The 18,250-nt window shown below is 67.2% G+C and carries 17 protein-coding genes; 9 read left to right on the forward strand and 8 right to left on the reverse strand.

The genetic code is table 11. From position 1 onward, the window contains the following. The 8 genes from mdoH (at position 1) to argE (ending at position 9,021) form a co-directional block, all read left to right on the forward strand. Positions 1–1,818, forward strand: coding sequence for a glucans biosynthesis glucosyltransferase MdoH (gene mdoH, locus P0645_RS00400; protein ID WP_284162565.1), 1,818 nt, complete (start codon positions 1–3; stop codon positions 1,816–1,818). Continuing rightward, positions 1,811–3,028, forward strand: coding sequence for an OpgC family protein (locus P0645_RS00405; protein WP_284162566.1), 1,218 nt, complete (start codon positions 1,811–1,813; stop codon positions 3,026–3,028). The genes mdoH and P0645_RS00405 overlap by 8 nt, the downstream gene beginning before the upstream one ends. Before the next feature lie 143 nt (positions 3,029–3,171). Next, the gene (locus P0645_RS00410; RefSeq protein ID WP_284162567.1) at positions 3,172–4,314 is read left to right on the forward strand and encodes an aromatic ring-hydroxylating oxygenase subunit alpha; all 1,143 of its coding nucleotides are present in this window, start codon (positions 3,172–3,174) and stop codon (positions 4,312–4,314) included. A 24-nt stretch (positions 4,315–4,338) separates the two neighbouring features. Next, positions 4,339–5,613, forward strand: a complete 1,275-nt coding sequence (locus P0645_RS00415; protein ID WP_284162568.1) for a flavin-containing monooxygenase — start codon at positions 4,339–4,341, stop codon at positions 5,611–5,613. A gap of 75 nt (positions 5,614–5,688) precedes the next feature. Continuing rightward, positions 5,689–6,105, forward strand: coding sequence for a RidA family protein (locus P0645_RS00420; RefSeq protein ID WP_284162569.1), 417 nt, complete (start codon positions 5,689–5,691; stop codon positions 6,103–6,105). Positions 6,106–6,199: 94 nt separating this feature from the next. After that, a complete protein-coding gene (locus tag P0645_RS00425) occupies positions 6,200–6,883 on the forward strand; it encodes a DUF1028 domain-containing protein (RefSeq protein WP_284162570.1) in 684 nt (227 codons plus the stop codon). Between the two features lie 76 nt (positions 6,884–6,959). Then, entirely contained in the window at positions 6,960–7,892 is a 933-nt protein-coding gene (locus tag P0645_RS00430) for a LysR family transcriptional regulator (protein WP_284163352.1), read from the forward strand. After that, the gene (argE, locus tag P0645_RS00435) at positions 7,879–9,021 is read left to right on the forward strand and encodes an acetylornithine deacetylase (RefSeq protein WP_284162571.1); all 1,143 of its coding nucleotides are present in this window, start codon (positions 7,879–7,881) and stop codon (positions 9,019–9,021) included. The genes P0645_RS00430 and argE overlap by 14 nt, the downstream gene beginning before the upstream one ends. Before the next feature lie 114 nt (positions 9,022–9,135). Here the strand turns inward: argE and P0645_RS00440 are convergent, their stop codons facing one another. The 3 genes from P0645_RS00440 to P0645_RS00450 form a co-directional block, all read right to left on the reverse strand. Then, entirely contained in the window at positions 9,136–10,401 is a 1,266-nt protein-coding gene (locus P0645_RS00440; protein WP_284162572.1) for a GSCFA domain-containing protein, read from the reverse strand. A gap of 97 nt (positions 10,402–10,498) precedes the next feature. Further along, positions 10,499–10,843: an ArsR/SmtB family transcription factor gene (locus P0645_RS00445; protein WP_284162573.1), complete on the reverse strand. Its 345-nt coding sequence runs from the start codon at positions 10,841–10,843 to the stop codon at positions 10,499–10,501. Positions 10,844–10,954: 111 nt separating this feature from the next. Further along, positions 10,955–11,449, reverse strand: coding sequence for a flavin reductase family protein (locus P0645_RS00450; protein WP_284162574.1), 495 nt, complete (start codon positions 11,447–11,449; stop codon positions 10,955–10,957). Positions 11,450–11,576: 127 nt separating this feature from the next. Here P0645_RS00450 and P0645_RS00455 point away from each other — a divergent pair, with 127 nt between their 5' ends. Continuing rightward, the gene (locus tag P0645_RS00455; RefSeq protein ID WP_284162575.1) at positions 11,577–12,539 is read left to right on the forward strand and encodes a CorA family divalent cation transporter; all 963 of its coding nucleotides are present in this window, start codon (positions 11,577–11,579) and stop codon (positions 12,537–12,539) included. Between the two features lie 67 nt (positions 12,540–12,606). On the opposite strand, the gene aroQ is transcribed toward P0645_RS00455, so the two are convergent. From aroQ to P0645_RS00480, 5 genes are all read right to left on the reverse strand, one after another. Further along, positions 12,607–13,044, reverse strand: a complete 438-nt coding sequence (aroQ, locus tag P0645_RS00460) for a type II 3-dehydroquinate dehydratase (protein WP_284162576.1) — start codon at positions 13,042–13,044, stop codon at positions 12,607–12,609. A 202-nt stretch (positions 13,045–13,246) separates the two neighbouring features. After that, positions 13,247–14,785 (reverse strand): indolepyruvate oxidoreductase subunit beta family protein, encoded by a 1,539-nt coding sequence (locus tag P0645_RS00465; RefSeq protein WP_284162577.1) that lies wholly within the window; start codon positions 14,783–14,785, stop codon positions 13,247–13,249. Further along, positions 14,785–16,932 carry a thiamine pyrophosphate-dependent enzyme gene (locus P0645_RS00470; RefSeq protein WP_284162578.1) on the reverse strand — a complete coding sequence of 716 codons (2,148 nt, stop codon included), beginning with the start codon at positions 16,930–16,932 and terminating at the stop codon, positions 14,785–14,787. The genes P0645_RS00465 and P0645_RS00470 overlap by 1 nt, the downstream gene beginning before the upstream one ends. A 7-nt stretch (positions 16,933–16,939) precedes the next feature. Next, positions 16,940–17,431, reverse strand: coding sequence for a MarR family winged helix-turn-helix transcriptional regulator (locus P0645_RS00475; protein ID WP_284162579.1), 492 nt, complete (start codon positions 17,429–17,431; stop codon positions 16,940–16,942). A 7-nt stretch (positions 17,432–17,438) separates the two neighbouring features. Further along, complete coding sequence (locus P0645_RS00480; RefSeq protein ID WP_284162580.1) at positions 17,439–18,227, reverse strand: cyclase family protein; 789 nt, start codon at positions 18,225–18,227, stop codon at positions 17,439–17,441. Between the last annotated feature and the right edge of the window lie 23 nt (positions 18,228–18,250).

Here is an 18,250-nt window from a genome sequence, read left to right on the forward strand (position 1 = left end):
ATGGCCCGGCCCCGCCAGAGCGAGGAGAGCCTTCAACGGCGCGTACTTCTGGTACGCGCCGTCGCCGTTTTGCTGGCGCTTGCAACCGGGGCGGGGGCGGCGGCGATCTTCATCCAGTATGCGGCGGCTGACGGGCTGACGCCGATGGCGGTCTTCAGCGCGCTGCTCTTGTGCTTTTCGACCAGCTGGCTTGCATGGGGCGCCTGTCTGGGGCTGATCGGGCTGAAGCCCTCGCGCTTCCGCGCGCCACGCCACGAGGGGCCGATTGCGTCGCGTACCGTGGTCATCGTGCCGGTCTGCAACGAAGACCCGGTGGTGACCTTCGCGCGGGTGGCCGCCATGTACCGCTCGGTCAGCGCGGCGACGGCGGTTCCGGTGCATTTCGCCATCCTGTCGGACAGCCGCGATCCGGGCATCGCGGCGGCCGAGGAGCGCTGGTTCGCCCGGCTGATGGCCGATACCGGCGGGGCGGGGCGGCTTTTCTACCGTCGCCGCAGCCAGAACACCGGGCGCAAGGCTGGCAATATCGAGGATTTCTTCGCCCGCTCGGGCGGGGCCTATGACCTCGCGCTGATCCTCGATGCCGACAGCCTTATGGAGGGCGACGCAATCGTCGAGATGATCCGGCGGATGGAGGCGGACCCGTCGCTTGGCTTGTTGCAGACGCTGCCGGTGGTGGTCAGGGCGCAGTCGATCTTCGGCCGGGTGATGCAGTTCGCGGCCGCCTTCTTCTCGCCGGTCTTCTCGCGCGGCCTCGCGCGGTTGCAGGGGCGCACGGGGCCCTTCTGGGGACATAATGCCATGGTGCGGGTCGAGGCCTTTGCCGCCGCCTGCGGCCTGCCGGTCCTGTCAGGCCCGCCGCCTTTCGGCGGCCATATCCTCAGCCACGATTATGTCGAGGCAGCCCTTCTGGCGCGGGCGGGGTGGAAGGTGCGGCTCGATATCGACATCAGGGGGTCGTATGAGGAGGCGCCGGAAAGCGTGGTCGAACATGCCAAGCGTGACCGGCGCTGGTGCCAGGGCAACCTGCAGCACCTCAGGATCATCGGCGCGCCGGGGCTGAAGGCCTGGAGCCGGTTTGTCTTCCTGCAGGGCGTCTTTGCCTATATCGCGCCGGTCCTCTGGGCGGGGTTCCTGATTTCGGTCGTGGTCGATCACGTCACCCAGCCGCCGCCCAACTATTTCCCCGACCCCCACCAGTTCTTCCCGGTCTTTCCAAGCGACGAGACGGCCAAGGCGATCGGCCTTGCCATCGGCATCTTCGGACTCTTGATGATGCCGAAGCTGTTGACCACGCTCGAGGCGCTGATCGCCGGGCGGACCAAGGGGTTCGGCGGGACATGGAACGCGCTGAAATCGGTTCTGGCGGATTTCCTGCTGCTCAGCTTCCTTGCGCCGATCCTGATGGCCTATCAGACCCGCTCGGTCTGGCAGGTGCTGATGGGGCGTGACGGCGGCTGGCCTGCGAACCTGCGGGGTGACGCGCGTCTGAGCCTTGCTGAGGCCTGGGCGGCAAGCCGGTTCATCGTGCTGGCGGGGGCGGCCTGCCTGACCATCGGCTACTTCCTGACCACGCAGATCCTTGTCTGGCTTCTGCCGGTCGCGGTGCCGATGCTTCTGGCGCCGGTCGCGATATCCCTGACCTCGCGCGCCGCGCGGCCCGCCGTCGGGCGCGCGCGGCTCTTCACCACGCCCGAAGAGCTGGCGGTGCCCGCGATCCTGACGCTGCATGACCGGGTACTGGCGGGCTGGCAGCCGGTGGCGGTCGCGCCGGCCGAGGTCAAATCCCTTCCCGAACCGGAGCTTGCCCGTGGCTGACGCACTTGCCCGTATCGAGCCGGGCGATGCCGCCCCGGCCGAGGACCGTATCGTCCGCCTTGCGCCCAAACCGCAGGTAAAGAAGCCGCGTGACCGCAGGCTGGATGTATTCCGTGGCCTCTGTCTGGTGATGATCTTCATCAACCATGTGCCGGGTACGATGTTCGAAGGGCTCACCAGCCGCAATTTCGGCTTTTCCGATGCGGCGGAGGCCTTCGTCTTCATCTCCGGCTGTTCGGCGGCGCTGGCCTATGCGAGCGGGTTCGATGGTGCCGCGCGGCTCTGGCCCGGCATTTCGCGGATGTGGGGGCGGGCCTGGACGCTCTATCTCGTCCATCTTCTCGTGACCTTCTGGGCCATCGCGATCGCCGCTGCCGCCTGGCGGTTCGGCGGCGACAGCACCCTGTTCTTCAAGGACAATATTCAAGTCTTCGCGCGCGACCCCTTGGGCGTTCTGGTCGGGCTGCCGCTGATGAGCCATCAACTGGGCTATGTGAATATCCTGCCGATGTATGCGGTCTTGCTGCTGACCGGTCCGGCGATGATCATGGCAGGCCTCCGCGCGCCATGGGCGACCTTTGCGGGGGCGCTCGGCGTCTGGGCCCTGTGCGGCTTCTTCTATGTCGATCTGCCGAACTTTCCCAATCGCGGGGGCTGGTTCCTCAATCCGCTGTCGTGGCAACTGCTCTTCGTCGCGGGGCTTATGACGGGGCTGGCGCTGAGACGCGGCGAGCGTTTCGTGCCGCGCCATCCGGTTCTGATCGGTCTTGCGGTGGCGGTGCTTCTGGGGGCGATCCTGTGGATGAAACTGCCGGGCGGCGGCGCGGTCGGCGCCAAGATCGTGCGGTTCCTGCTCGACCTTGGGCTGCCGCGGTCGCTGGCGGATTTCGACAAGACCTATCTGTCGCTGCCGCGGCTTCTGCATGCCTTCGCGCTGGTCTATCTTCTTGGCGCGCTTGGCTGGGTGCGGAGCCTCTGCAACAGCCGCTGGCTGGAGCCCTTGGCGCTGATGGGCCGGATCGCGCTGCCGGTCTTTGCCTTCGGCACGATCCTGTCCTTCGCCGCGCGGGCGGTGAAGGAGGTGTCCCCGGAAAGCCTCTGGCTCGATGCCGGGCTGATCGCCGGTGGCATCATCGCAATGTGGGCCCTGGCCTTCACGCTGCAGACCGCGCGGGCGGCAGCGAAGGCCGGGCAGGTCCGCCCGGCCTGAGTTAGGCAGTATCTAACCGTTGGTCTTTCAGAGTTTACTTTTCTCTGATCCAACTCTGCGTCATCACGGGGCAAAGGCAAGGGTCGGCGCGGAAGACGCCGCCTTGGGCTGAGGTGCGTCCCGCACCGGCAAGGGAGAAGCGCATGACACGACACGAGATGCTGAGCCCGGCGGCGGAACTGCATGCCAATGTCTCGGTCCCGTTCGAAAGCGCGCGGGCGATGCCCAAGTCGGTCTATACCTCGCCCGCCTTCCTCGCACTGGAACAGAAACATATCTTCGGCCGCGAATGGCTGTGCGCGGGCCGGGCCGAGACGCTGCCCAACCCGGGCGACTATCTGACGATGGAGATCGCGGGCGAACCGGTCATCGTCCTGCGCGACCGGGCGGGAGAGATCCGCGCCATGTCGAACGTCTGCCGCCACCGGATGTCCACGCTGCTGGAGGGGCGGGGCAATGTGCGCTCGATCGTCTGCCCCTATCACGCCTGGACCTACAATCTGGACGGCTCCTTGCGGGGGGCACCCGCGATGGGCCGGAACGAGGCCTTCTGCAAGGATCAGATCACTTTGCCGAGCGTGCGCTGCGAGGTCTGGCTCGGCTGGATCATGGTGACGCTGAACCCCGACCTGCCCAGCCCGCAGGAGACGTTGAAGGATGTCGAAAGCCTCGTCGGCTATCTCGACATGTCCTCTTACGTCGAGACCTTTCAGGAACAGTTCCGCTGGGCCACCAACTGGAAGGTTTTGGCCGAGAATTTCATGGAAAGCTACCATTTGCCGGTCTGTCACGAAGGCACGATCGGCGGATCGGTCGATCTGAACCAGATGACCTGCCCCGAGGGTTTTGCAAGCTTCAACTATCACTGGATCGTCAAGAATGACACGATCCCTTTGTCGCTTGCTCACCCGTCCAACACGACCCTGACGGGCGATCAGCGCCGGATCACCTGGCTTCTGTCGATCTATCCCTCGCTTCTCATCACGCTGACGCCGGGCTATTTCTGGTATCTGTCGCTGACGCCGGACGGGCCGGGCCATGTGAATGTGCTCTATGGCGGCGGCATGTCGGCCGACTGGATCGCCGATCCCTCCTCGGGCGATCACATCGCCGCGCTGCGGGCGCTTCTTGCCGACGTCAATGACGAGGACAAGGGCTGCACCGAGAAGGTCTATCGCGGGCTATGTTCGGACCTTGGCGCACCGGGGCCGCTCAGCCATCTGGAACGGCCGAATTTCGAGTTCGCCCAATATATCGCCAGCCGGGTTCCGGCACAGGCGACCTGACATCGGCGCGGGAAGGGACCTGCCATGACGGTGGAGAAGACCGAGGTGCTCGTCGTCGGCGGCGGGCAGGCGGGGATTGCGGCCAGCGAGCATCTGGGCCGCGCGGGGGTGCCGCATCTGGTCTTGGAGCGGCACCGGATTGCCGAGCGCTGGCGGTCGGAGCGTTGGGATTCGCTCGTGGCGAACGGCCCGGCCTGGCATGACCGGTTCCCGGGGCTGATGTTCGACGGGCTGCACCCGGACGCCTTTCCGGGCAAGGAACGGGTGGCGGATTATTTCGTCGCCTATGCCGAAAAGATCGGCGCGCCGCTGCGTACCGGCGTGGAGGTGCTGTCGGTCAGGCGCAACGAGGGGCGCGCGGGCTTCACGGTCGAGACGTCACAGGGCCGGATCGAGGCCCTGAACGTGATCGCGGCGACCGGACCGTTTCAGCGCCCCGTCCTGCCCGCGATCATTCCGGCCATGCCGGGCCTCACGCAGATCCACTCCACCGCCTACCGCAACCCCGGCGCTTTGCCGGAGGGCGCGGTCCTTGTGGTCGGCGCTGGATCGTCCGGCGCGCAGATCGCCGATGAACTGCTGGCCTCTGGGCGGCGAACCTTCCTGTCGGTCGGCCCGCACGGGCGCCCGCCGCGCCGCTATCGGGGGCGCGACTTTGTCTGGTGGCTGGGGGTTCTGGGCAAATGGGACATTCCCGCGCCGCAGCCGGGGACCGAACATGTGACGATCGCCGTCAGCGGCGCGGGCGGCGGCGAGACGGTCGATTTCCGCCGCTTCGCCGCGCGCGGCATGGTGCTTCTCGGCCGGACCGAAGGCTGGCGCGATGGCAGGCTGAGCTGCGCGGGCGACCTGGCCGCGAATATCGCCGGGGGCGATGCCGACTATCTCTCGGTTCTCGACGAGGCCGACGCCTATATCGCGCGCAATGGCCTTGATTTCCCTCAGGAGCCCGAAGCGCGCCGGATCGGCCCCGACCCCGACTGCCTGACCCGGCCGATCCGCGCGCTGGACCTCGCGGCCGAAGGGATCACGACCGTGATCTGGGCCACCGGCTTCGCGCTCGATTACGGCTGGCTCAAGGTCGATGCCTTCGACGACAGGGGCAAGCCCCGCCATCAGCGCGGCGTCTCGTCGGAGGCGGGCATCTATTTCCTCGGCCTGCCCTGGCAATCGCGGCGCGGGTCGAGCTTCATCTGGGGCGTCTGGCACGATGCGCGCCATGTGGCCGAACATATCGTCACGCGGCGGGTCTACGGCGCCTATCAAGGCCATGCCGAAAGGCGCCCGGGCGAAAGCTGACGCCCGGCTTTCCGGCAGGCCCGACCCATGCCATCCTCACCCGAACCCGAACCCGAACCCGACCCGGAGGCCCAAGTGGCGCATTACAGACACCGCAAGTTCAACACCCGCGACACCTATCCCGAACAGAAGCTCGACAATGACCTCGCCCAGGCCGTGGTCACGCGGGGCGGGCGCACCGTCTGGCTGCGCGGCCAGTGCCCGCAGGAGCTTGACAGCGCGAAGAACATCGGCAGCCACGATCCGGTCGAGCAGACCCACAAGGTGATGCAGAATATCCGCCAACTGCTGGAGGAATGCGGTGGCGGGATGGAGCATCTGGTCAAGGTCGTCGTCTATATCACCGACGTCCGCCACCGCGAGGCGGTCTACCGGACGATGGGCGAGTACATAAAGGGCGTGCATCCGGTCTCGACCGGGCTCGTCGTCTCGGCGCTGGCCCGCCCCGACTGGCTGGTCGAGATCGACGGTACCGCCGTGATCCCGGACTGAGGCCGATGATCCGCTTCGCTTCCACTTTCGTTTGCAAATATCCCCGGGGGTCCGGGGGCAGGCAGCCCCCGGCGCGCGGGCCGAGGGCACAGCGATGACCTTCTCTCTCATCGCCCGCGATCCGGGGACCGGCCAGTTCGGCATGGTAATTTCCTCCTCCTCGCCCGCCGTTGCCGCCCGCTGCGTGCATCTGCGCGCGGGGGTTGGCGCGGTTGCTTCGCAGAATGTCACCGATCCCGGCCTCGGGCCGCTGGTGCTTGACCGGCTGGCCAAGGGCCTCGGCGCGGCGCAGGCGATCACCGATGTGGTGACCGGTCGTGCCCATGTCGGCTACCGTCAGCTGATGGCGGTCGGGCAGACGGGCGGGCAGACGGGAGGTCCGGCGATCTGGTCCGGCGATCAGGTTCTGGGGCTTTGGGGCGAGGCCGTGGGCGAGCATTGCGCGGCGGCGGGAAACCTTTTGGCGCGCGCCGATATTCCGGGCCTGATGGTGGCGGCCTTCGAGGCGGCGAGGGGGAGCTTCGGCGATCGGCTGATGGCGGCGCTGACGGCGGGTCTTGCGGCCGGGGGCGAGGCCGGGCCGGTGCGGTCGGCGGGGCTGAAGATCGTGGGTGCGCCGGACTGGCCGATCGCCGATCTGAGGATCGACTGGCATGACGATCCGATCGCGGCGCTTTCCTTGGCGTGGGAGGTCTACCAGCCGCAGATGGCGGCATACATCCAGCGCGCGCTCGATCCGACCGTGGCGCCGTCTTACGGCGTTCCGGGCGACGAATAGCGGCGCTGGCGCGATGAGGCTTTGCTTGTTAGCTTCGGCCTAAGCCAAATGGGAGGCGACGTCGCTTCGGTTCACCCTGCGCCAGCTTGAATATCTCGTGACCGTGGGCGAGACCGGCTCGATCGCCGCCGCCGCCGAGCGGTTGCATGTCTCTTCCCCCTCGATCTCGGTCGCGATCTCGCAGATCGAGGCGGAGTTTGGACTGGCGCTCTTCACCCGCCGCCATGCACAGGGCCTGTCCTTGACGCCGGGCGGGCGGCAACTGGTCGATCAGGCGCGGAAGGTGCTGGCCGAGGCGGGCGGTCTGGTGACGCTCGCGGGCGACATCGCGCAAAGGGTGGGCGGGCCCCTGTCGGTCGGCTGCCTCCTGACCTTCGCGCAGGTGGTGTTGCCGCAGATCCGCCGCAGCTTCTGCGATGCCCATGCGGCGGTCGAATTCCGCCAGTATGAGCGCAATCAGGCCGAGATTTTCGACGGCCTGCGCAGTGCGGAACTGGACGTCGCCCTGACCTATGACCTTGATATTCCCGGTGATATCCGTTTCGTGCCGCTGGCGAGCCTTGAGCCTTATGCGCTGCTGGCGGCGGATCATCCCTTGGCGGCGCAGGCCGAAGTCGCGCTCGCCGATCTCGCGCCCCATCCGATGGTTCTGCTCGATCTGCCCCTGTCAGGCGATTACTTCCTGTCGCTCTTCACCGCGCAGGGGCTGCGGCCCCAGATCGCCGAGCGGACCCGCGACATGGGGGTGATGCGGTCGATGGTGGCCAATGGCTTTGGCTATTCGATCGCCAATATCCGGCCAGAGAGCGATCTTGCCCCCGACGGGCGGCGGCTGGCCCATGTGCCGCTTGCCGGTCGGGTCCGGCCGCTCTGGCTTGGCCTTGCGCTGGCCGAGGGGGCGGGCCTGTCGCTGACGGTCAGGGCCTTCGTCGATCATGCCCGCGCCGCGATCACGCCGGAGACGGCGCCGGGGCTCGGAGCAGGGGGAGGCGCCGGTGCAGACCGTTGAGATCCTCGAGAGGCTGGTGGCCTTCCCGAGCGTCTCGTCGCGCTCGAACCGCGATATTGCCGGTTGGATCGCAGAGTACCTTGGTTCGGCGGGGTTCGAGGTCCTGAGGCTGCCGGATGCGACGGGCGAGAAATGCGGGCTTCTGGCGCGAATTGGTCCGCGCCTGGACGGCGGGCTTCTTCTGTCGGCGCATATGGATGTCGTGCCGGTCGAGGGGCAGGTGTGGGCGAGCGATCCGTTCCGGTTGAGCGCGCGGGACGGGCGCTATTACGGGCGCGGCACGGCGGACATGAAGGGCTTTCTGGCCGCAGCGCTCGCCCTGGCCGCTGACGCGGCCGCCGGGCCGCTGGCGCGGCCCTTCCTCCTGTCGCTCTCCTATGACGAGGAGGTGGGTTGCCGGGGCATTCCCGCGATGATCCCGCATGTGCGGGCCTTCTGCGGGCGCCCGGCGCTGTGCCTTGTGGGAGAGCCCACGCGGCTCGACATCGCGACCGGCCACAAGGGCAAGGTCAGCGGCCTTGTGCGCTGTCACGGCACGGCCGGCCATTCGGCCCTGGCGCCGCGCCATGTGAATGCGCTGCATCTGGCGGCCGACATGATCGGCGCGATGCGGGCCGAGCAGGCGCGGCTGGAAGCCGAGGGCGCGCGGGACGAAGGGTATGACATTGCCTGTTCGACGGTGCATGCGGGCCTCATGCGGGGTGGGCGGGCGCTGAACATCGTGCCTGACCTCGCCGAGATCGAGTTCGAGATCCGTCATCTCGCCGCCGATGATCCGGCCGACAGTCTCGCCCGCCTGAGGGCGGCGGGTCAGGCACTGGCCGCCGCCGCGCATGACCCGGCCGCGCGGGTCGAGGTGGAGCTGGTCACTGCCTATCCCGGCCTCGGCGCCGATGCGGGCGGCGAGGCGGTATCAGTGCTGCGCGCCCGGCTGCCGGACGCGCGGCTGATCAAGGTCGCCTATGGCACGGAAGCGGGTTTCTTCCACGCTCTGGGCATCCCGACACTGGTCTGCGGACCTGGTGACATGGCGCAGGGCCACAGGCCCGACGAATATGTCGAGGCCGGTCAGCTTGTGCGGTGTGAAAGGCTTCTGAAGGCGCTTCTGGACGATCTGACGGGTCGCTGAGCGCATCGTCCCACGCGCTGCTCGATATCTTCTGTAAGATATCGAGCCGGAACCTTTGAAAGGTTCCGGCCCGGATTTCGTGACGAAATCCGGCGCCCGCGAGGTTGCAGCCGCTCAGATTTCCTCGCCCGGCTCCGCGTCGGTGTCGGTCTGGGCGTCGGTCTGGGCGTCGGTCTGGGCCGGTTCGGCGGCCATCGCATCATGCACAACCGTGCAGAGTTTGCGCAGCGCCTTGTCGACCGCTGCGTCGGGCGCCAACGGCTTCTCCCCGGCCGCGAACAGGCGCAGGCGGCGCCGTCGCCCGCTGGTGACGGCCTCGGCAATCGCGGGCGGCAGACGTTCGGACGCGGCAAGCGCCCTGGCCCAGGCAAGCGTCAGCGAGGGCTTGCGCAGCGTTCCCTCCTCGCACCAGGCATGTTCGAAGAGCGTCATGATATAGTCGAGCACTTCGTCTCGGGGATGGCGGCGGTCGGGCTTGAAGGGGCTCGCGAACACGTCGGTCACCAGCTCGTACGACGGCCAGTAGTGCAGGACGCCCTCGTCGCGGAACTCGCGCACCACCTCGTCGATGGCGACGCGCAGGACCGATTTCGAGACCGAGTTGGCCGTCAGGCAGGACACGTCGCGGAAGGTGGCGATCAGCGGGATCGGCGAGAGGGTGAAGAGGATCTTCGCATCTGGCCGATGTTTGCGGATCATCTGGTAGATGGCGCGCAGGTTGTCGCGGTTCTCGTCCACCGTCGAGACGCGGAACTTGTGGCGCGAGGGATCGTAGGCATCCTTGGGGATCGTCCGCCAGAAGACATTGCCCGTCGGTTCGTCATACCAGACCTCGGACAGGCCGAAGGTCAGGATGAAGACATCCGTCTCGTCGAAGATGCGCCGCGTCTCGGCCTGGACCTCGGGGTCATAGCCATATTCCTCGGCCTTGTAACCGTGCCAGAGGGCGCCGTCGAAGGTCTTGCCTTCCCAGGCCCATTCGAACTGCTGGCGGATGACGAAGCTGTTGACCATCCCTTCGCCGCAAGCGACGACATAGGCTTTCTTGGCCTCCTCTTCGCGGGTCAGGACGCGGAAGCGGCGCTTCGACAGCCAGTTGGAGATATTGGCGGCAAAGCAGCTGCCGAAGGCGGTGATCTGGGTGTCGGGCCGGATCATCGGTTCCTTGGGGGCCCAGCCGTGCAGCACGTATTTCGCCGCAGCGCCAATGTCGAACATGCGGGCGACATCGGGGTTGTAGTTGGTATGTTCGCCCCGGAACCAGGTGCGGAATTCGGTGCCATGGCGCGACGTGGTCTGAAAGTTCAGGACACCGGTACCTGCGCGGCTGCGGTTCACGACCTTCCGTTCCGGGGCGGGGGTCTTGGACAGATCGGACAATGGTCACTCCTTACGATGTCGGCTCCGATCAGCCTAGCGGCCAATCATGTCGCATTTTGGGACAGTTTGTGGTCCGCAGGGCAGATTTTGCAGCAGCTTAAGCACCGCTGCAAAACATCTCGTGAACAAGCGTAACGAGCCGGGCCGAGCGCGGGTCGGCGAGCGAATAGAAGATCGCCTTGCCCTCGCGGCGGGTATGGACCAGCCCTTCCAGGCGAAGCCGCGCGAGTTGCTGGCTGACCGCGGCCTGGCGGCTGCCAAGGAGCGCCTCAAGCTCGGTCACCGATTTTTCGCCGCCGACGAGATGGCAGAGGATCATCAGCCGCCCGCCATGCGACAGCGCCTTGAGGAAGGCCGCGGCCTCGTCGGCCCGTGCCGCCATCTGCCCGCTCATGTCTGCGGCGGCGGGTTGGCAGCCTGCGGTTGCCTCAGCGGTCATCATTGTCTGGTCCACCTGCGATAGCGCGTTGCGAGACGGGGCTACATAAGCATGAATCGCGCGGATTTCCAGCGTGGCGATCGTGGCCCGGGGCCAAGCGCGCGTCGGCAAGGCTCAATCATGCTTGAGGAAATCGCCGTAAAGCCCGCCCCAGAAGAGTAGCGGCGCGCCGTCGCGGAAGCTTGCGCGCAGGACGCGGCCCACGAGGATCGCATGATCGCCGCCATCATGGAGCGCATGCGCGGCGCAGTCGAACCGCGCCAAAACGCCCTGAAGCGCCGGGGCGCCTTCGGGGGTCATGCCCTCCTGCGGGCCGGTGAAAGCGTCGCCCGCACGGGCGAAAGCGAGGCCGAGATCGAGCTGGTCATGGGCGAGCACATGGATGGCGAAATGCCGCGCCGCGGTCAGGGCGGCGAAGCGTGCGGAGCGGCGGGCGGGACACCAGAGCACGAGCGGCGGGTCGAGCGAGAGCGCGGTGAAACTGTTCGCCGTCATGCCGACCGGGCCGTCAGCACCCATGGCCGTCACCACCGTGACCCCGGTCGCATAGCGCCCCAGAGCCGTCCGGAAGGCGCGCGCTTCCTCGGGGCCGGGGGTCAGTTCGTTCATCCGGGTTTCGTACATATGTACAATATATCCGTTTCCGTCGGCCTGCTCAAGTCATGGCTTTCGTTCGCTTCCTGGTTATCATGTCCCGGGCAGACTAGAGAAGTCGAGAACAGATCGGACCTTCGCCATGATCCAGCTCTTCGTCGCCTCCGGCCCCGGCCTGACCCAGATGCCGGGGGATGCGCCGCCCGGGCAGGCGCTGTGGATCGACCTTCTGCGGCCGACCGGGGACGAGGTGGCCCTGGTCGAGCGCCTGGGCATTTCCGTGCCCTCGCTGCAGGATATGGAAGAGATAGAGATCTCGAACCGCCTCTACCGCGATCAGGGGTATGAACTCATGACCGCGCTTCTGCCCGGCCAGACCGAGGCGATGGGGCAGGCGAGCATGCCGGTTACCTTCATCTGTGGTCATGGCCGGCTGATCACCGTGCGTCATCACGCGCCGCGCCCGTTCGAGACCTTTCCGACCCGCGCCGGGCGCAGTTCGGCGGGTTGCGCGAGCGGCGAACATCTGTTCCTTGGCCTCACCGAGGAAATTCTCGGGCGCCAGGCCGACCATCTGGAAGGCGTTGGCCGGACGCTCGACCAGACCTCGCGCGAGGTTTTCAGCGGTGATGCGACGCAGAAGCCCGCGGTTCTGCAGTCGGCCCTTGTGACCATCGCCGCGCAGGGCGAAATCCTGAGCCGCGTGACGCTTGGGCTGATGACGCTCGAACGCGCGGTCGCTTATTTCGGTCAGGCGCTGGAGGAGCGGCCCGAGGCGAAGGCCTTGCGCGCCCATGCCAAGGCGCGGCTCCGCGATCTGCAGGCTTTGCAGGTCCATGCCGATTTCCTGTCGGGGCGGCTCTCGCAGGCGATGGATGCGACGCTTGGCATGGTCAACCTTGCCCAGAACATGACGGTGCGGATCCTGTCGGTGGTGGCGGCACTTTTCCTGCCGCCGACGCTGATCGCCTCGGCCTATGGCATGAATTTCGCGACGCTGCCCGGTGTTGCCGCCGCGCCCTGGTCCTTCGCGCTGTCGATCCTACTCATGGCACTGTCGGCGGTCGCCACCTATCTGTTCTTCCGCTGGAAGAACTGGCTCTGACCGCCGGGGCCGGGCGCCGAAATCTTTGAAAGATTTCGGACCGGATTTCGTATCGAAATCCGGCCGGTCAGCCTGCGAGAAGGTGCGCCGCACGAAGGATGGCGAATTCGTATCCCTGGATGCCCGCCCCGGCGATGACCGCTTCGGCGCGGGCCGAGACATATGAATGATGGCGGAAGCTTTCGCGGCGGTGGATGTTGGAAATGTGGACCTCGATCACCGGGCCGTCGAAGGCGTTGAGCGCGTCGAGAATGGCGATCGACGTATGGCTGAAGGCGCCGGGGTTGATGACGATGGCGGCGGCGGTCTGGCGCGCCTCGTGGATCCAGTCGATCAGCTCATATTCGCGGTTCGACTGGCGGCAGACGGCCTTGTGACCAAGCGCCTCGGCCGTGCGCGCGCAGAGCGCCTCGACATCGGCGAGCGTGTCGAAGCCATAGACCTCGGGCTGGCGCTGGCCGAGGATATTGAGGTTGGGGCCGTTCAGGACCAGGATCGGTTTCATCGGCGTCTCCGGCGGATGCGGGGGCGATCATCGGCAAAGCGGCCTCTGCCCGCAAGCTCTCTATCCGCACGAACTGAAGCCTGTTGCCCGGCTGCACGGGAGCGGTTTCGCCGCGCCTTCGGGCGCGAGGGTCCGCCCGGGGGGCGCTGCCCCCCGGGACCCCCCGGAGTATTTCGGGACAGAAAGTGAAATGTTTGAAATATCAGACCGAGTCTGACGCGAAGCTGCGGATCGTCGCGAGGGCGCCGTCGAGCGCCCGGCCGTGCTCGTCCTGCAGGGCGGCCTCGCGCAGGCGGCGGGTCCAGTCTGCGGCATCGGGGCGGCCCGCGACGAGACGGGCGCCTGTGCGGACCCGGTCGAATTTCGAAAGCCCGCGCGCGTAGGTGTCTGCGTAGCCCTTGATCAGGCGGCGGGTCTTCACAAGCTCGACGGCGAGCGGGTAATCGCGGTCGATCTCGGCCAGCGCCTCGGCGAGCCAATCCTCGAGATGGGCCATTTCGCGGCGGTGGCGCAGCATGCCGCGCCTCCAGCGGCGGAGGCCTGCGAGCAGATAGAGCTGCAGGAAGGGCCAGAGCCGGTCGGTGCGCAGCCTGTGGCCGTGGTTGAAGAGCCGGTCGATGAGGCGCATCGCCCGGGGCGAACCTTCGAGGCGGGCGCCGAGGCGGGCAGGCAGGAGGCTGACCAATTCCTCGGCGCGGGGGTGCAGGAAGTCGGTCATCCAGAGTGCGGCGCCGTCCGGCGGCGTCATCTCGGCGCGGATGCGGGCAAAGCGGGCGGCGCGGGTCTTGAGGTCGGCCACCCGGATCACGTCATCATAGGCCATGGCGCGGGCGAGATATTTCGCGGCCTCGCGGGTGAAGGCGAAGCCTTGCGCTGCGCTGTCGCGGGCGGCGATGGCGGCGAGCCGGTCGAGATAATCGCGGCCATAGGCGGGGTCCTGAAAGTCGAGGACGGCGTGGAGGCCCGCGGTGGCAAGATCGCGCGCGGGTTCGGGCAGGCTTGCGAGGCGGTCGGCGAGCGGAGGCGGCAAAGCGGGCGTCTTGGCGGGAGGCAGGGCAGGTGGCTCGGGCGCGGCGGCGGGCGGTTCGGTTGCGGCCTCATGGGCGCGGGCAAAGGCGCGGAGGCTTGCCTCGGCGCCGCGGCCGGTGGCGCGGATCGCCGCCTCGAAAGCGGCGCGCGGGAAGGGCAGCGTGCCGGAGGCAGCAAGGGCGCCGAAGAGACTTGCGGATATGACCGTGCCTTCCTCGACCGCGATCCGGTCCATGTCGAAGGCGATGAGGCGGCGGGCGGCGATCTCGGCCGCCGCCAGCACCTCTTCGGCCTTCGCGATCCCGTCGCCGGGCACCGTCTTTTCCGAGACGGCGAGCGCGCGGTGGGTCGAGGCGATGAGCGTGGTGCGGTCGGGCGTCACGAAGCCGCGCAGGATGGCGCGGCCCGCCTCCATCAGTTCGGCGGCGATCAGGATATCGACATCGCCTGCCGCAGGCATCAGCGAGAAGACCGGGGTGCGGGGGCCGGCGGGGGCCATCTCGATGTAATAGATGGTGGCGCCGGTTCTTTGGGCGACGCCCGCGACCGAGGTCGCCTGGACCGCATAGCCTGCGGCCCGGGCGCAGTCCTCGATCCAGCCGGTCAGAACGCCGCCGCCCTGGCCGCCGACCGCCATCACGGCAAGCTTGAGGATGCCCGAAAGCGCGGGGTCGGGGCTGGCGCCTTGCAAGGTGATCTTTTCGCGGGCCATCAGGCGAGCCCCGCTTGCGCGGCGCGGCGCCCGTCGCGGCGGGCCTGCAGCCGGGAGATGATCGCGGTGCGGAGGCGCGCCATCGCACGTTCCCACGGACCGGGATTGTGCACCACATCGGCGCGGTAGAAGGAGGGGCAGAGCACCGCGGCATCGGCGACCTCGCCGCAATTGCCGCAGCCGACGCAGCTTTGGTCGATATGGGCGACGGGATCGTCGCGCAAGGGATCGCCCGTGCGTTTCAGCGAGAGCGACGGACAGCCCGAGAGACGGATGCAGGCGTGATCGCCGGTGCAGATATCCTCGTCCACCCCGAAGCGGGGTTTTTCGACCCGCCGCCCCTCGGCGATGGCCTTCGCGGCAAGCGGGCGTTCGCGGCGCTGGCGGTTCAGCATGCATTCCGACGAGGCGACGATGACCTTCGGGCCTTCATGGCTGGTGGTCAGCGCGTCGTTCAGGACCGCGCGCAGTTTCGGCACGTCATAGGTGCGGTCGACCTGCCTGACCCAGGTGACGCCGATGCCCTTGACCGCCTCGGCAATCGGATGGCCGGTCGATTTCGAGCGGTTCTGCGCGCGGGAGGACATCACATCCTGCCCGCCGGTCGCGGCGCTGTAATGGTTGTCCACCACCACGATCACCCCGTCCGACTTGTTGTAGACCGCATTGCCGAACGAGGTGGAGAGCCCGTTGTGCCAAAACCCGCCGTCGCCGATGATGGCGATCGGGCGCCGCTCGCCGCCGCCGTCGAAGGCGCCGTTCGAGGCGGGGCCGAGGCCGTAGCCCATGGTGGCGCCGCCGATCTCGAACGGCGGCAGCGACGCGAAGAGGTGGCAGCCGATGTCTGCCGCGATCTGGTGCTTGCCGCTTTGCTGTTCGACGAGTTTCAACGCGGCGAAGATCGGACGCTCCGGGCAGCCGGTGCAGAAGCCGGGCGGGCGGATCGGCACGGTTTTCGCAAGGTCAGGGAGCGCGGGGGCGGCGCTGTTCGGGGCGCGGACCTGCGCAGGCAGCATCTCGGGCGCGGCCTTGCGGATGAAGGCCTCGACGCCGTCGAGCATCACCTGGCCGGTATATTCGCCCGCGATCGGCAGCATGTCCTTGCCGTGAAGGACCGGCCCCGCGCCTTCCTTGTAGAGGATCGCGCCAAGCGCCTGTTCGATGAAATCGGGCTGGCCCTCCTCGACCACCAGAAGCGCGTCCTTGCCCTTTGCGAAGTCGAGAAATTCCGTGTTCACAACCGGATAGGTGACGTTCATCACGTAAAGCGGCACTTGCGTGTCGCCGTAGATGTCGGCAAGGCCAAGGCGCTGGAGCGCGCGGATCACGCCATTGTACATCCCGCCTTGCAGGACGATGCCGATTCTGCCGTCCGCGGGCCCGAACCGTTCGTTCAGCCCGTGGGTCGCGATATGGGCTTGCGCTTTGGGCCAGCGGTTCCGGATCTTGTCCTGTTCCTGCACGTAAGACATCGGCGGCAGGACGACACGGGAATAGTCGCTTCTGGGGTTCGAAAGCGCGTCCCTGACGGTCAGGGGCGGGGGGCGGTTGTCGGCGGCGGTGAAGCTGCCGGTGACATGACAGGAGCGGATGCGGACCATCAGCATCACCGGCGTATTGGTCGCTTCGGACAGTGCGAAGCCCTGGCCCACCGCCTTGACGATCGAAGGCAGGTTGGGGCGCGGGTCGAGAAGCCAGACCTGCGATTTCATCGCGAAGGCGTGGCTTCTTTCCTGCATGATCGAGGAGCCTTCGCCGTAATCCTCGCCCACGATGATGAGCGCCCCGCCGGTGACGCCCGAGGAGGCGAGATTGGCGAGCGCGTCGGAGGCGACGTTCACGCCGACCGGCCCTTTGTAGGTGACGGCGCCCCGGATCGGGTAATGGACCGAGGCCGCGAGCATCGCGGTGGCGGCTGCTTCCGAGGCATTGGCCTCGAACCTTACACCAAGGTCCGAAAGGATATCCTCGGCATCGGCCAGCACATCCATCAGATGGCTGATCGGCGCGCCCTGATAGCCGCCGACATAGCCCACGCTATTCTCCAAAAGCGCCTTGGTGATCGCGAGAATGCCCTCGCCGGTGAACTGCTCGCCCGCGCCGAGCCTCAGCTTCTTGACTTCCTCGGCAAAGGATCTCTCGGCCATATCGTCCTCAGATCTCGTGCCTGCGCACGTTTTTCAGCATCTTCTGCAGGGTGGCGACGAAGGCGCGGCGCTCGTCCGCGTCGATGCCGCGGAACATGTGGTCGTGGGCGGCCAGCATCGTGGGCCAGAGCGTTTCAAACGCAGTGCGGCCCTCAGGGGTCAGGTAGAGCCGTGTGGCGCGGCTGTCGTCGGGGTCGGGTTCGCGCCGGATGAAGCCGTCCGCCGCAAGCTGGTCGAGCGCGCGGCTGAGCGTCGATTGTTCGGTGACGGTATAGACCGCGAGGTCGCGGATCAGCAGACCCTCATTGACGGAAAGGACCGCAAGCGCCCGCATCTTCGGCGTCGTGAGGCCGAGGGCCGCCATGTCTTGCCGGAGGTCAGAGTTGTAGCGCCCCATGATGCGGTTCATGAGGTAGGGCGCATAGGCGGCAAGCCCTATGTCGCCCAGGGTCGGCGGCGCCTCGGCGCCGCCGGGTCCGGTTGGGGCTGGCCGGTCCATCCGGTGATCAGCGCGCGACAAGCGCCAGCGCGCGGATCGGCGAGCCGGTGCCGTTCTTGATCTTCAAGGGAGCGGCGATCAGGATCGCACCCTTCGCGGGCAACCGGTCGAGATTGGCGAGCGAGGCGAGGCCGAAGCGGTTGTGCTTGTGCAGAAGATTGTGCGCCGGGAAGGGCGGGTTCATGCCGCCCGCCTGGCCCGCATCGGTGCCGATACACTGGCTGCCCCAGCCGACGACGCCCTTGCCGATCAGGTAATCGATGACCTCTGCTGTCGGGCCCGGCGTATGCGGGCCGGTTTCGTTCGCATTGAGGAAGAGCTCCTCGTCATGCGCCCGCTTGTCCCAGTCGGAGCGCAAGACCACCCATTCGCCCGTGCCGATGGCACCGTGTTCAGTTTCCCACGCGTTGACATGGTCGATGGTCAGGAGAAAATCGGGGTCTGCCGCGCATTCCTTCGAGAAATCCAGAACGTTCACCGGCGCCGCGATCCGTTGCAGCGACAGCGTATCGGTGAAACCGTCGGGGTAATCCTTGCCGGTGATCCAGTGATGCGGCGCGTCGAAATGGGTGCCGGAATGTTCGCCGAGCTTCAGCCAGTTCCAGGCCCAGAACGGCCCGTCCTGATCATACTCGCTGATCCGGTGGATCTCGATCTTCGGCGTGTCCTTGGCGAAGTCGGGCGGCAGTTTCAGAAGCGGCGTGTCGGGGCCGAGCGTGCCCGAACAATCCACGACCTCGATCCGGCCCGAAAGCAGCATCTGGCCAAGCTGGCCCAGCATGTCGGCGGCAGTCATTCCATCCTCCCTGGTTTCCCGGC

It is taken from the genome of Frigidibacter sp. SD6-1 (assembly GCF_030143255.1).
GTDB lineage: Bacteria > Pseudomonadota > Alphaproteobacteria > Rhodobacterales > Rhodobacteraceae > TMP-24.

Excerpts from the sequence above, each read along its gene's own strand:
- P0645_RS00445 (WP_284162573.1), bottom strand. The coding sequence starts at position 10,843 with ATGATGACCGCTGAGGCAACCGCAGGCTGCCAACCCGCCGCCGCAGAC.
- P0645_RS00480 (WP_284162580.1), bottom strand. The coding sequence starts at position 18,227 with ATGACTGCCGCCGACATGCTGGGCCAGCTTGGCCAGATGCTGCTTTCG.
- aroQ (WP_284162576.1), bottom strand. The coding sequence starts at position 13,044 with ATGAAACCGATCCTGGTCCTGAACGGCCCCAACCTCAATATCCTCGGC.
- P0645_RS00465 (WP_284162577.1), bottom strand. The coding sequence starts at position 14,785 with ATGGCCCGCGAAAAGATCACCTTGCAAGGCGCCAGCCCCGACCCCGCG.
- P0645_RS00425 (WP_284162570.1), top strand. The coding sequence starts at position 6,200 with ATGACCTTCTCTCTCATCGCCCGCGATCCGGGGACCGGCCAGTTCGGC.
- P0645_RS00450 (WP_284162574.1), bottom strand. The coding sequence starts at position 11,449 with ATGAACGAACTGACCCCCGGCCCCGAGGAAGCGCGCGCCTTCCGGACG.
- P0645_RS00455 (WP_284162575.1), top strand. The coding sequence starts at position 11,577 with ATGATCCAGCTCTTCGTCGCCTCCGGCCCCGGCCTGACCCAGATGCCG.
- mdoH (WP_284162565.1), top strand. The coding sequence starts at position 1 with ATGGCCCGGCCCCGCCAGAGCGAGGAGAGCCTTCAACGGCGCGTACTT.
- P0645_RS00475 (WP_284162579.1), bottom strand. The coding sequence starts at position 17,431 with ATGGACCGGCCAGCCCCAACCGGACCCGGCGGCGCCGAGGCGCCGCCG.
- P0645_RS00415 (WP_284162568.1), top strand. The coding sequence starts at position 4,339 with ATGACGGTGGAGAAGACCGAGGTGCTCGTCGTCGGCGGCGGGCAGGCG.
- P0645_RS00410 (WP_284162567.1), top strand. The coding sequence starts at position 3,172 with ATGACACGACACGAGATGCTGAGCCCGGCGGCGGAACTGCATGCCAAT.
- P0645_RS00470 (WP_284162578.1), bottom strand. The coding sequence starts at position 16,932 with ATGGCCGAGAGATCCTTTGCCGAGGAAGTCAAGAAGCTGAGGCTCGGC.